Here is a 13,298-nt window from a genome sequence, read left to right as displayed (position 1 = left end):
CCGGAATACCGGCAGTGTAGAAAGGCCCACGGACAACGTCTACGGGCCTTTGCACAGACAAAAAAACAATGTCGGATCAATTCACCGTCAGCGCCTTTATGCCGATGGCCAGCTTACGCGTGTCCTTGCTCATGCCAAGCTCCCCGGGACTGATGGCGTTGGCGTATTTGAAACGGATATTCAGTACACCTTGACGCGCCACCAACTCTCGAACATCGGCGGGCAGATCGATGTTGATTTGGTTCGCCTCAGGTTTGATCAGCCGCGTCGATAGCACGCGTGCATCGTTGACGAAGATTTCCAGAGACTGCTCGGCATGTGTGGGCGCGAGCAGTGCCGTGGTTTCCAGTAACAAGGAATGCACCGGAGCCAGGGGTCGCAGAACGATTTGCGACTCCGTCCCATCAGACCACGTCCCCCACGGTTCGCTGAGCGACCACCCTTTGCCCAGATAAACCGTCGCAAGACTGGTGGCATTGAATTCCACTCGTTCGCCCGCCTTGAGCTGCGCAATCAACGACAACGGATCAGGTGCCGATATCGGCGCGCATTCGGCACAACGCTTCCATCCCGGCGCCAAAACGTTCAAGCCGTCAATCCGTGCGAGCACATCGGTATCACGGTTCAAGGTCAAGACTGCTTCCAGCAAGGTGCGATTATCCAGCACGTACAAGGTGTCTGGAGCATAGCGTCCAGCACTGACCATCTGGTCCGCCAGGGACTGCGCTGCTTCCGTGGCCCCGGTGCTGACCCGGCCAAGATAGACGGCGTTTGTCGCCAGGTGATGGGTGCCGGCGTAGTTGGCCAGGGTCATCCAGTACGGCGAGTAATTCTGCGGGCGCAGCCAGCGCACCGCTTGATACTGCTTCGCGGCTTGCTCCCAGAAAGGATCGACGAGAGGCGTTTTCCATTTTGGTGACGGCGTGGTCATGAAGAGATTGCGCGATACTGCCCAACCCGCACGCGTATCGACTACCTGAATGACCAAGGCAATGCTCAACAACATCAGCGCGGTGCGCGACGCATGCCCGCGTACCACTACATACAGAATGAGCAATATGGCCATGTACATGATCGGCCAGATCATTCGTCCCGAGCCGCGAAAAACAGTGGCCACGGCAACCACCGCATCCGGTACCGGAATCTGCAATTCAAATGGCCCCACACCGATATTGTTGGAAATGGCGAAAGTCGCCAGCCCCGCCAAGGCGAGGAGCAACAGCGGATAGCGGCGAGATTTGGTCCCAAGGTCGGTCGCCCCCTGCAGCACCGGCACCAACGCGCAAATGCCCAAAAAAAGCATCCCTAGCCCCAGAAACGCGAACCCGTCACCATCCCCCAAGACCCCGGGCATGTCCTGCACGGCGTAGGACCACACACCGGCATCGAAAAAGGTCAAGACATTGGCCCGAAACAGGCCATACCCCATCAGCGCCAGTCCGCCGTCCCCGACACTGAAATATCCGGCCTGCCAGCAACAGATACTGACCAGCGCAAACAGGCCAATCAACTCGATCAACGCTTTGCCCGGAGTCAGGCGTCGCTGCAACGCTTTGGCCGCGAGGTCTGCGAGCCAGATCAAAGCAATCATCGCCAACAGATAAGCATGCACCAGTGCTGCCGCCCCCAGCAGCGCGCCCCAAGCCAGACAGCGTTTTGGCGTAAAAGGGCGCAGTGCCAAGTAAAGCGCCGCCAATACCAGAAAATGTCCACCGAGAGACAAATGCACGCCCATGCGGATAATCATCGCCGGAACAAACAAAAACAGCCCGGCGCCTACCAGTCGCAACGCAACATCGCGACTGAACAAGCCGATCAGTTTCCAGGCAAACCAGCTCTGCAGAACGAAACACGTCAGCAGCCACAGCCCGAAATACTGGAATGGCTCAGGCAGCAGCGCCGAAAACGGTTTGAACAACAAGGCAAACAGCGGATTGGAATCGGAGAAGATCACCCCGTTGCTCAATTCCAGCCCGTAGGAAGGATTGAGCCCGAGCGGAAATGTCCACGGCGAATGCCTGAAAAAAACCCAGCCCTGGTAGTGGGTCGCGGGATCGCCATCACCCAACCATGCAATATTCATCGGATTCAGGGCACGCGGGCCGACCACAATGAAAAACGCCAGAATTCCCAAAAGCACAGGCAGCAACGCAGTCGCCCGAGATGTTGCGGAGAGCTTCATCGATACGTCCAGAAGTTATGCAAGACAAAAGTGAATGCCGGTATCGTCAGTGCCACGGCGACGATCCCCAACAGATAATTCAACCCGGCCATCTGCGCCACCCAGGCGACCAGCATCGCCAATAGAAACCCGCACGCCGACACCAGCAGAAAACGCAGTAACGTTCTGCCATGCAAACGTGCCGAGAAACTCCAGGTTGTATTGATCACGTAGGACATCACCGTCGCCACGATGAACGCCACGCCGTTAGCCAGCGACGGTTGCGCAGTAATGAAGTTGATGAACAGCACCGCCACCAGCGCATGCAGAGCCGTGACAAACAAACCGGTCACAGCAAAGCGCAAACCTCGCTGAATCAATGCTGTTTTTTGCGCCGAGGTCACGGTTTGCGCGCCAGCACGAACACACTCAACCCGGCCAGACGGTTGATGCCCATCAACGGCAGTTCAAGACTGCATAGCGTCTTGAGAACACCGTTCACTAGCGGATGATGACGCTTGAGCTGTGAACGCGGCGTTTGGGCTTGCGCGCCTTGCGGCAGCAAGCGCAACGCCGCAGCGATCGGAAACACCGCACCGAAATAATAGGCACCGCGCTGCACCGTCAAACCGGCATCACGCGCCAGGGTTTCGAACTGTGCCAGGGTGTAACGGCGCTTGTGCTCAAGAAAGTCATCGTGGCCACTCCACAAGAACTGGAATGCCGGTACCGTCATCAGAAACCGGCTGCCCGATGGCACTTTGTCGACGTACATCTTGAGCAGACCGAGGTCATCATCGACATGCTCCAGCACGTCCATCAGCAATACCAGATCGGCCTCGATGGTTTCGATCCCGCGACGGTAGTGCACCGGTTTGCCGGCGGTGCTCGCGCTGGAGTCGGCGGGGTAGCTGATATCCACGCACCATGCTTCGCGTGCATCGGTGTGCGTCAGCAAATGGTGGGAGAAAAATCCCGAGCCGGCACCGACATCGAGGATTCGGCTGATGGGTGCATTTCCCAGCAAACGCCGGGTGGCGGCGGCTTTCGAGCAGTAATACCAGTGCTCGTCGATGGCGTCGCCGAGGATGTCGGTTTCCTTGAGATCCATGTGTCAGTCCTTGGGGTCATAGACGCGACGCACCAGAAAAACCGGCCGGCGTTTGGATTCGATATACGTGCGGCCCAGGTACTCACCGAGCACACCGATGCCGATCAATTGCAGTCCACCGAGAAAGGTCACGGCCACCATCAGCGAGGCATAACCGGGCATGTCGATACCGTGAATCAGCGTGCGTAGGACAATGAATATGGCGAAGGCAAAAGACACCAGCGACACCAACGCGCCGACATACGTCCAGATCCGCAACGGTTCAGTGCTGAAACTGGTGATGCCTTCCAGCGCGAAGTTCCACAGGCGCCAGCCATTGAACTTGCTCTGCCCCGCCACGCGCTCCGGGCGCTCGTAATCGACGTGAGTAGTGCGAAAGCCGACCCAGGCGAACAGGCCTTTCATGAAGCGCCGGGACTCCGGCAGGGTCAGCAAGGCATCAACCACGCAGCGATCCATCAGACGAAAATCGCCGACATTCTCAGGCAAAGGCTGTTCAGCGATCTTGTTGTGCAGGCGGTAGAACCAGTGCGCTGATGTCTGCTTGGCCCAGGTGTCACTGCGACGGCTGATGCGATGACCGAGCACCACTTCAAAGCCTTCTCGCCAGCGCTCGATCATCTGCAGAATGACCTCGGGCGGGTCCTGCAGATCAGCGTCGATCGGCACCACGATCTGCCCGGTCGCGATCTGCAAACCGGCGGACAACGCTGCTTCTTTGCCGAAGTTGCGACTCAAATCGACGATACGCAGACGCGCATCGTCCCGCTGATGTTCGAGCAGGCGCTCAAGCGTGGCATCGGTACTGCCGTCGTTGACGAATACCAGTTCAAGGTCGATCAACGCCTGCGTCTGAAAGACTTCATTGATGCGCCGCAGAAACGTGTCGAGGCTGTCCTCTTCGTTAAAAACGGGGACCACCAGCGATAACGTCACCCGCCCGGCCTGTTGCGTTCCGTGCTCAGTCAAAGGAGTGCTCTTCTTATAGTGTTTGTCGGTCGCCGAACGATATTCGACGCCATGAGCCGTCCCGTATTAAGCAGCAGCGTCGACGGTGTTGCAAGGATCAGACGGCGTCATTTTGGCCAATCCACAGGCCTATTGCTGCGCTCTAGCCCGCGTCCTTCAGAAACATCCGCGAACGATTGGAAACAAATGTCCGATAGCCAAAAAAACCGTCTGCGCTAGGCTTGCGACCATGCGCCACACCGGCTGTCGCACAATGAATCGCATGGAGCGAACTGAATGTATTTCGAGATTTACAGGCAATCCAGAGGCACCCCGAGCACCGGCAAAGGACAATGGCGCTGGAGACTGAGAGCGGGTAACCACGAGACCATCGCCAGTGGCGAGTCGTATGTGAACAAGGCGGATTGTTTGCACGTGATCGGGTTGATCAAGGCTGTGCAGGGGGAGACGCCGGTCAAGGAGATCTAGCCGCTCTGCACGATCCTGCAGATATGAAAAAGCCCCACAGTTTTAAGGCTGTGAGGCTTTTTTTCGGGCTTGTATCGAAAGACATTGAAGAAGCAGCGCGCAACGCTGGCCTCTTGTTCAGTCCGCCAGCCAGGCGTTTCGCCACGCCAACAGATGTTCGTCCTTGAGCATCCAGTGATCGAGTACAACGCTGCGCAGGGCGTTTCCAACCTTGGCGCTGGCATCGGGTTCAGCCAGATGTTCGCGAATAGCGGCAATCCAGTCTTGCGAACGGTTCCTGACCCTCGTCACCGGGAAATCACCCCGATAACAAGGGATGTCCGAGCAGATCACGGGGAAACCACAGGCGCCATATTCCAACAAGCGCAAATTGCTTTTGCAGGCGTTGAAAAAGTTGTCTTTCAGAGGTGCCAAAGCCAGGTCGAGGTTCAGGTCAGCCAGTCTTTGCGGGTATTTTTCGATACTCACCCCCCTATGGAACTCATGGACATAGGGACGCAGTGCTGGTGGGCACATCCCCATGAACACCCATTCAACTTCTCCTTCCAGCGCACGAACCACTTCGGCAAGGACTTGCAGGTCGGCGCTGTGACTCGAGCCGCCGGCCCAGCCAACCCGAGGCTTGCGGCCTTGTTGGCGCTGGCTGGTCAGGTCGCTCCACCAATGGCTCGGCAGACGGTTTTCCATCACCCGGATGTCGGCATTGAAGCCCTTCAGCGCATTGGCCAGCGGCTCGGTAGAAACCACCAACCGATCGCACAGCCCTACGGCTTTCTTCAAGCGTTTGGTGATGTCTTTGGGCAGCAATTCGTGGTTCAAGTTGCCAGCGGGCACGTCAAGAATATAGTCATCCAGCTCGTAAATCTTGAACGCCCTGGAGAATGCCTTGGTGTCCTGCATGTACTCCAGATGAGGCGTTGTGTGCTGTCCCTGGAAAATGATCGTGTCCGGCGCAATGCGCTCCAGTTCTGTCGGTTGCAGTCCCTCGTTGCTCACCGTTCCGCCGATCAGTTGCGCAGCTTTCAGGGCAGCGAAAGGCTGACGCACGCGGTAGTGTCCGCTGCCGAAAGAGTCGAGAGGGTGGCACAGCACATGAGGCAACTCACGACTGGCAAACGGGTGCCAATCAGTGTCGGTGCGGTATTTGGAGGAGAAGCCACTGCCCTCCAGGGTCAGGTTGCGGTTGTAGGCCGGATCGTTGGCGATTTGCGCAAGCCAACGCTGGTACATCACCGACTGTTCGCCCTTGAACCGTTTGCGCTTGGCTTCCTCCTTGGTCGTGTCGACGTTGTTCTGGCTCACACTGGCTTCGTGAACGAGCAGCGCATAGGGCGTCCAGACAATCAGCCGTCCAGCCTGGCCGACTTTCAGGCACAGATCCACATCGTTAAAGGAAACGGCCAGGCCGACCTCGTCCATTCCCCCCACTTGCTGGTACAGCTCGGTGCTGATCATCAGGCAGGCGGCGGTGACCGCGCTGTAGTTCTGATCAAGATGCAAGCGATGAAGGTAGCCGTTGGACTGCATTGAATCGCCGATAAACGGGTGGTCTGCAACGCCACGCAACCCGAGTACCACACCTGCATGCTGAACAGTCCCGTCGAGGAATAACAGTTTAGCGCCCACTATCCCCACTTCCGGCCGCTGGGCGTGATGGAGCAGTGCACCAAGCCAGTCGCCATCAATGATCGCCGTGTCATTGTTGAGCAGCACCAGGTAATCGCCGCGGGCATGACTGGCCGCAAAATTATTGATCGCCGAATAGTTGAACGGGTGCGGATAACGCAGGATGCGCACCTTGGGATTGTTCAACAGCTCCATACCGTTGAACCAGTCTCGGGCCTCGGCTGTTTCGCTGTTGTTGTCGACGATGATCAGTTCGTAATTCGTGTAGCTGGTTTTCTCCATGATGCTTTCGATGCAGCGCAGCAGCATCGGCAGGCAGTCCTTGGTGGGAATGAGGATCGACACCAGCGGCTGTTCCGCATGTTGGTAGACCACACGATTCGCCATTGGCAAAGGTCCGGCCAGCAGCTCATGCGCCACGCCCAGACGCTGCAAGTGCGCCCCGACGATGGCTGCCGAGTTCGCGATGACTTGCGGTTCACCGAGCCACTGAGGGAAATTGATGGCCTGATGCACCAGCACATCCGCGAGGTGCCCGACAGTGCCCAGACCGTGAGTTTCAATCAGCCGAAAAAGCAAATCATGGGGCGCCAGTTCGCTGAAGGCGGGATCAAAGCCGTCGGCAGACAGCGCGGCCTCGCGACTGAAAGCCAGTGCGCGGCCGACATAGGGATAACTGCGCAACATATCCAGATTCAAATCCGGCTTGAATACCGGACTCTGGCAGCCTTCAGCGGTCAGTGAGTCTTCATCGCTGTAGCATGCGCTGACACCGGGATTGAGCGCGATGCCTTCGGCGAGCAAAAGCAGCGCGTGGGGATCCAGTTCGTCTCCGCCACGCAACAGGTACCACCAGTCAACGTCGATCTCCTGCAACAATTCATTGAGCTGGCTCGGCCAGGATTCGGCCAACGGCAGCCAGACCAGATTATCGGCCGGCGTCACGCCAACAGGTTCGGCATTGGAGAGCACCACGATGGCCGCCGCCCGATAAAGCTGGCGGTCAATGCTTTCCAGGCTCGAACGCAACAGTCCGATATCACCCGTAGTGTCGGTCAACACCAACAACACGTCCGGTTGCCGCGGCCAGCTCGCCAGTCGCGCGGGCAAACCTTCAACCTCGACGGCGGCCAGTTGCCGACTCGCCAGCCAGCGCTGATAAAGGTCGATATTGCGCTGCTGCCGGCCAACATTCGCCAGAACGCCGAAAAACCGCTCTAACGTGTGTGCCAAGGTACCGTCGAGCTGGCCACTTTCAACTTCGAAATCGCTGCCCGTCAGTTGAATCCGCTCCAAAGGCGCAAACACTTCAATGCGCGCAAAGAACATGGTGCCGGCAAAATAATCCGCTTCGTTGATGCCCTGCGGCTCAATACCGCCACGCTCGGCCAGGGTGACAAGCAAGGCGCGGTTGCTTTCGCTGAGGAATCGGGTGACTGGCACCAGGTATCGCTGAGGACCCAGCATCGGCACATGCACCGGGTCGGCCAGGTGTTCCAGCGCTCGACTGAATCGTACCGGGTCCAGCAGATCATCGAATAGTTCAACGCCCCAATCGATCTCCCCGCCCAAGTGCAGCGAACGCTTGGTGTGCAGCTTGACCAGCATGCGGATGTTATCGGCACGCAAGAACGGCAGCACCCGCAGAAACGGCAAAACATCCCTGCCGTGATTCGGCACCCGGTATAGCGAAAAACTCAATGTGCTAGCCGTCAGTTGAGCACAGATCTCATCTTCACGACCGGCTACGCAGGTTACGTAGAGGTGCAGGCGTTCAGTCTGTTTAATCAAACGGCGCAGAATATCTTTCAGCACTTCGGGGTAATACGCATGGATAACCACGCCGACTGGCGGCTCGCCATCCTCGAACGCTGGCGGCTGCGCAACCAGCACTTCGCAGTCTTCGACGTCGGGTGCGGCGCTGCTGCCTGACTTGACGGACTGACGTTCAGAAACGCGGTGAGCACCTTGGGCTGATGGTGGAATTTTCATATTCAAACCAATTCAAATAGGGAGCGAGGCTGGAACTCGCTGGATGCGCCTTTCACGGCCGAGGTGAGCAAGTATCCACTTTAGTGAGAGCGCTGGCCTCATGACTGGACAGAGGATAAACGACGACAGGTGTGATTTGACGGCCGATCGCTGGGCAATAATGACAGCCCCTACTCTGCGAACGCGGCTTTAAATGGGTCGGTGAGTCCTGTGAGCGTTGTGTCTCTAATGTCGGCAGAGGCTGTGTTTACTTAAATTGCCTCTCTGCCGAGGACCTCACCATGCACGACGCGCTTCAGCGCCTTCGCTATCGCCACGAAACTGGATCCGCAGAAACGAAAAAGCCCCGTAGATTTTCATCTACGGGGCTTTTTCTATGTAATGGCGGAGAGATAGGGATTCGAACCCTAGGTACCGGTGAAGGTACAACGGATTTCGAATCCGTCCCATTCGGCCACTCTGGCATCTCTCCAACGGCGCGCATCATAACAACACTTTTACCGAAAGCAAACCCTCTTTCGAAATTTTCTTCGTGCTATCAGATGCTTGCGTCGATTAAAGCGGTACACCCAGACGATTGGCGACTTCTTCGTAGGCTTCGATAACGTCACCGAGGCCCTGACGGAAGCGGTCTTTGTCCATCTTCTTCTTGGTGTCCTTGTCCCACAGACGGCAGCCGTCCGGGCTGAACTCGTCACCGAGGACGATGGAGCCGTCGCTGAACACGCCGAATTCAAGCTTGAAGTCGACCAGCAGCAGGCCAGCGTCGTCGAACAGCTTGGTCAGGACTTCGTTGACCTTGAGCGACAGTTCTTTCATGCGCGCCAGTTGCTCGGCGGTGCCCCAACCGAATGCCACGACGTGGGATTCGTTGATGAACGGGTCGCCCTTGGCGTCGTCCTTCAGGAACAGTTCGAAGGTGTACGGGTTGAGCTTCAGGCCTTCTTCAACGCCCAGACGCTTGACCAGGCTGCCAGCGGCGTAGTTACGCACGACGCACTCGACCGGGATCATGTCCAGCTTCTTGACCAGCACTTCGTTGTCGGCCAGCAGTTTGTCGAATTGGGTCGGTACGCCGGCCGCTTCGAGTTTCTGCATGATGAAGGCGTTGAACTTGTTGTTGACCATGCCTTTGCGGTCGAGCTGCTCGATGCGCTTGCCGTCGAACGCCGAGGTGTCGTTGCGAAACAGCAGGATCAAGCGGTCAGCGTCGTCGGTCTTGTAAACCGATTTGGCTTTGCCGCGGTAGAGTTCTTCACGTTTTTCCATGATGGGCTCCGCTTGCTAAGTAGGTGGGCTAGGCGATGTGGCGCCAGTCGAGCCCTGAATCTTGATCGGCCAGTTGCAGCCAGTCCGGGTCGCACCCGAGGGTGTCGACAAAACATTGCCGGGCCAGCTGCGGCAGGTTGTTCTTGCTGCTCAGATGGGCCAGGACCAGGTGTTGCAAGCCCTGCCAGCCCAACTCGGACACCAGGAATGCCGCCTGATGGTTGTTCAAATGTCCCAGCTCGCCGCCCACCCGCTGCTTGAGAAAGTACGGGTAATGACCACGGGCCAGCATGTCGCGACAATGGTTGGACTCGATCATCAACGCATCGAGGTCCCGATAACCATCCAGCACCCGCTCGCAGTAGGAACCCAGGTCGGTCAGCAGGCCGAAGCGCCGCTGCTGGTGATCACTGAAAACGTACTGGGTCGGTTCCTGCGCATCATGGGCCACGGCAATGACCCCGATGCTCAGTGCACCGATCTGCAGTTGCTCGCCGCCGGCCAGAAAGCCTGCGGGTTCAATCGGTTTGCGCATCCCGCGCAGTGTGCCGCGACTGAGGTAGACCGGTAGATTGTAGCGCCGAGACAGTAAACCCACGCCATGCACGTGGTCGGCATGTTCGTGGGTTACGAGTATCGCGCTCAGTTGCGCCGGGTTCACACCCAGGCGCAACAGGCGTTTTTCGGTTTCCCGCAGGGAAAAACCACAATCCACCAGCACATACGTATCAGCACTGGCGATCAGCGTGCCGTTCCCTTGGCTACCGCTGCCGAGAACGGCAAAACGCATGGTTGATCAGCCCAGGTTGTCCTGAATCACGCTCAACACTTTGCGTGCCACTTCAGCCGGCGCGACGGTGTTGATGTTTTTCTCGACGGTCACCTGAATGTTCTCGCCAACCTTGCTCAGGCGAACCTGATAACGCTCGGCACGGGCTTCAACTTCTTCCTTGCTCGGCGCACTGCCAAACAGGCTGCTGAAGAAACCAGGCTTGTCGTCTTTCTTCTCGGCTTTTTCGGCCAGGTTGATGTAGTACAGGCCCAGGCTACGGTTGATGTCTTCAACGCGCCATTCGCCTTGTTCCAGTGCACGGCCAACGCTCGACCAGGCACGATCCAGATCGTTACCGACGTTCAACACCGGGTTGCCGCTGCCGTCTTCGCTGAGGCTGACACGGCTTGGCGTATCGAAATCACGCGAGGCCAGCATCGACACCGAACCGCCCTTCTCGGAGATCCGGCTCATGCTCGCGAGCATGTCGTCGACCAGCGCTGCGTCCAGGCCAGTGTTGACCGAACGGTTGGTGAAGGCCACGTCGGCCGTGCTGCCGGCAGGACGCTCGGCGCTGACCACGTAGATTTCACTGGTGTTGCGCTGCACGCCAGGCTCGATCCGCACACGCACGCGGGTTTCGCTGTCGCTGGCGATGCCGGCTGCGCTCAGGCGCTTGGCCATGGCCGCGGACAGTTCGTCGGAATGCTGCCAGGTGGTGGTGAACTCGCCGGTCTGCGGGCGCTGCTCATCAAGACGGAAACCGTTGTCCTGGAAGAACTGCACCGCCACTGGCCAGACTTCGGCCGGTGGGTGCTGAGCCACAACCCAGCGAGAGTCACCGCTCTTCTGCAGCGAGTAATCGCTGGCATCGGCAACGGCCGACAGCGGCTGAGGACGCGGCACAATGTATTCGCCCTTCTCGGTGTCATCAGCAACGTTACGCGGGATCGGCAACAGCGGATCCAGACGCTTGGAAGTGCTGACTTCCGGTGGCAGTTGCATTGGTGCAGTCTGTTGCGCTTGCAGGTAATCGCTACCACGGTCGCGGAAATAACCTTCCGGCCCCCAGACCCATCCGCAGCCGCTGGTGCTGGAGATAATCAAGGCAAGTGCGGAAAGTCCGGCCATTCGCTTCATGCGTTGTACTTCCTCAATTAAACCAGGACGCTGCACTGGCGCAGGGCCGAGCGGAGCGTTTCGTGACAAGGTGTGCTCAGCCAGGTCAGTGGCAAGCGGATGCCTTCGTGCATCAGGCCCATTTCCACCAAAGCCCACTTCACCGGAATCGGATTGGCTTCGATGAACAGGTCTTTGTGCAGTGGCATCAGTTTTTCGTTGATCGCCCGTGCGGTGTCGGCGTCGCCTTTGAGCGCAGCCTCGCACAGATCGGCCATTTCGCGCGGCGCGACGTTCGCCGTCACCGAGATGTTGCCTTTGCCGCCCAGCAGGATCAGCTCAACGGCGGTCGGATCATCGCCGGACAGCACAATGAAATCCTTGCTCACACCATCGATGATTGCTTTGGCACGCTTCAGGTCGCCGGTGGCTTCCTTGATACCGATGATGTTCGGCACGGTGGACAGGCGGATCACGGTCTCGGCTTGCATGTCGCAAGACGTGCGGCCAGGAACGTTGTAGAGAATCTGCGGAATGTCGACCGCTTCAGCGATGTGCTTGAAGTGCTGGTACAGACCTTCCTGAGTCGGCTTGTTGTAGTACGGAACCACCAGCAGGCAGGCGTCGGCACCGGCTTCCTTGGCGTTGCGGGTCAGCTCGACAGCTTCGCGGGTCGAGTTGGCGCCAGTGCCGGCGATGACCGGAATGCGCCCGGCAACCTGTTTGACTACGGCTTTGATGACGGCGATGTGTTCCTCTACATCAAGGGTTGCCGACTCGCCGGTAGTACCGACCGCGACAATGGCATGGGTGCCGTTCTTGAGATGGAAGTCCACGAGTTTGCTGAGGCTGTCCCAGTCAAGACGCCCTTGTGCATCCATGGGAGTGACCAGTGCCACCATACTGCCCGCAATCATGAAACCGCTCCTGCCGGAAAAAGAGAGCGGTAATGGTACTGGCGCCAAGATGCTTGCACAAGCGAAGTACTGCGCTGCCGCCATTCCCCTTGGCGCCGCTTTTCGCTACCCTTCAGACTTTGATCGGTACTGATCAGCTTGTACGCCGGGTTCCAGCCTCCCTTTACGGCCTCCCAGACCCCGTTCCTGCGTCGCATCGACGCGCTCCCGCTATAGTGGAGCGAGCCGCGAGCGCTTGTCGGGCCTCTTTGTACGGACAGCCAGAACAGGCACTCCCCGGTGGCCAACGCCCGTAAACCTACCGACCGCTCATCGCTTTAGGAATGCTGCATGTCCACCCCCACAGTTCGCGAACAATTCCTTGTCATCAGTGCCCTCGGCGCCAACCCCATGGAGCTGACTAACGTCCTGTGCCGCGCCAGCCATGAAAATCGCTGCGCCGTGGTTACTTCACGCCTGACTCGCCACGGCGAGTGCAGCGCTTTGGTCCTCGAGGTCTCCGGCAGTTGGGATGCCCTCGCCCGCCTGGAAGGCAGCTTGCCGGGTCTGGCCAAGAAACACGCTTTCACCGCCAACGTGGTGCGCAGCGCGCCGCTGGAAAATCGTCCGCAGGCACTGCCGTACGTGGCGTATGTCAGCTCGGCGTATCGCCCGGACATCATCAATGAGCTGTGCCAGTTCTTCATGGATCACAACGTCGAACTGGAAAACCTGACCTGCGACACGTACCAGGCGCCGCAGACCGGCGGCACCATGCTCAACGCCACATTTACCGTGACCCTGCCCGCCGGTACCCAGATCAGCTGGCTGCGCGACCAGTTCCTCGACTTCTCCGACGCGATGAACCTGGACGCACTGATCGAGCCTTGGCGCCCACAGAACCCAATGTAAGGA

The 13,298-nt window shown here is 58.3% G+C and carries 11 protein-coding genes and 1 tRNA gene; 2 read left to right on the top strand and 10 right to left on the bottom strand.

Annotated features, from left to right (window positions below; all coding sequences use genetic code 11):
* Positions 1-76 precede the first annotated feature (76 nt).
* Genes HU754_RS08415 through HU754_RS08400 form a run of 4 tightly spaced genes read right to left on the bottom strand, consistent with a single transcriptional unit; the run spans position 77 to position 4,241 of the window.
* Positions 77-2,182, bottom strand: a complete 2,106-nt coding sequence (locus HU754_RS08415) for a DUF6311 domain-containing protein (protein WP_186622692.1) — start codon at positions 2,180-2,182, stop codon at positions 77-79.
* Entirely contained in the window at positions 2,179-2,565 is a 387-nt protein-coding gene (locus tag HU754_RS08410) for a GtrA family protein (RefSeq protein WP_186622690.1), read from the bottom strand. The genes HU754_RS08415 and HU754_RS08410 overlap by 4 nt, the downstream gene beginning before the upstream one ends.
* The gene (locus tag HU754_RS08405; RefSeq protein ID WP_186622689.1) at positions 2,562-3,272 is read right to left on the bottom strand and encodes a class I SAM-dependent methyltransferase; all 711 of its coding nucleotides are present in this window, start codon (positions 3,270-3,272) and stop codon (positions 2,562-2,564) included. Before HU754_RS08405 ends, HU754_RS08410 begins: the two co-directional genes overlap by 4 nt.
* A 3-nt stretch (positions 3,273-3,275) precedes the next feature.
* Positions 3,276-4,241, bottom strand: a complete 966-nt coding sequence (locus HU754_RS08400) for a glycosyltransferase family 2 protein (RefSeq protein WP_186622687.1) — start codon at positions 4,239-4,241, stop codon at positions 3,276-3,278.
* Between the two features lie 276 nt (positions 4,242-4,517).
* Here HU754_RS08400 and HU754_RS08395 point away from each other — a divergent pair, with 276 nt between their 5' ends.
* Entirely contained in the window at positions 4,518-4,709 is a 192-nt protein-coding gene (locus HU754_RS08395) for a YegP family protein (protein WP_016984684.1), read from the top strand.
* A 117-nt stretch (positions 4,710-4,826) separates the two neighbouring features.
* Here HU754_RS08395 and HU754_RS08390 read toward each other — a convergent pair whose 3' ends face one another.
* From HU754_RS08390 to dapA, 6 genes are all read right to left on the bottom strand, one after another.
* The gene (locus HU754_RS08390) at positions 4,827-8,327 is read right to left on the bottom strand and encodes a glycosyltransferase (RefSeq protein WP_186622685.1); all 3,501 of its coding nucleotides are present in this window, start codon (positions 8,325-8,327) and stop codon (positions 4,827-4,829) included.
* Positions 8,328-8,709: 382 nt separating this feature from the next.
* Positions 8,710-8,799 (bottom strand) — tRNA-Ser (locus HU754_RS08385).
* 83 nt (positions 8,800-8,882) lie between these two features.
* Positions 8,883-9,596: a phosphoribosylaminoimidazolesuccinocarboxamide synthase gene (purC, locus tag HU754_RS08380; protein WP_093438296.1), complete on the bottom strand. Its 714-nt coding sequence runs from the start codon at positions 9,594-9,596 to the stop codon at positions 8,883-8,885.
* A 28-nt stretch (positions 9,597-9,624) separates the two neighbouring features.
* Positions 9,625-10,386 carry an MBL fold metallo-hydrolase gene (locus HU754_RS08375; RefSeq protein ID WP_099758257.1) on the bottom strand — a complete coding sequence of 254 codons (762 nt, stop codon included), beginning with the start codon at positions 10,384-10,386 and terminating at the stop codon, positions 9,625-9,627.
* A 6-nt stretch (positions 10,387-10,392) separates the two neighbouring features.
* Positions 10,393-11,508, bottom strand: a complete 1,116-nt coding sequence (gene bamC, locus HU754_RS08370; RefSeq protein WP_093438304.1) for an NlpB/DapX family lipoprotein — start codon at positions 11,506-11,508, stop codon at positions 10,393-10,395.
* 17 nt (positions 11,509-11,525) lie between these two features.
* Positions 11,526-12,404, bottom strand: a complete 879-nt coding sequence (dapA, locus tag HU754_RS08365; protein ID WP_093438308.1) for a 4-hydroxy-tetrahydrodipicolinate synthase — start codon at positions 12,402-12,404, stop codon at positions 11,526-11,528.
* 330 nt (positions 12,405-12,734) lie between these two features.
* Here dapA and HU754_RS08360 point away from each other — a divergent pair, with 330 nt between their 5' ends.
* The gene (locus tag HU754_RS08360; protein WP_034153153.1) at positions 12,735-13,295 is read left to right on the top strand and encodes a glycine cleavage system transcriptional repressor; all 561 of its coding nucleotides are present in this window, start codon (positions 12,735-12,737) and stop codon (positions 13,293-13,295) included.
* The last annotated feature ends 3 nt before the right edge of the window (positions 13,296-13,298 follow it).

Source organism: Pseudomonas zeae (assembly GCF_014268485.2).
Lineage (GTDB): Bacteria > Pseudomonadota > Gammaproteobacteria > Pseudomonadales > Pseudomonadaceae > Aquipseudomonas > Aquipseudomonas neuropathica.
The sequence above is the reverse complement of the archived record's forward strand: the minus strand, read 5'-3'. Positions and strand labels throughout refer to the sequence as shown.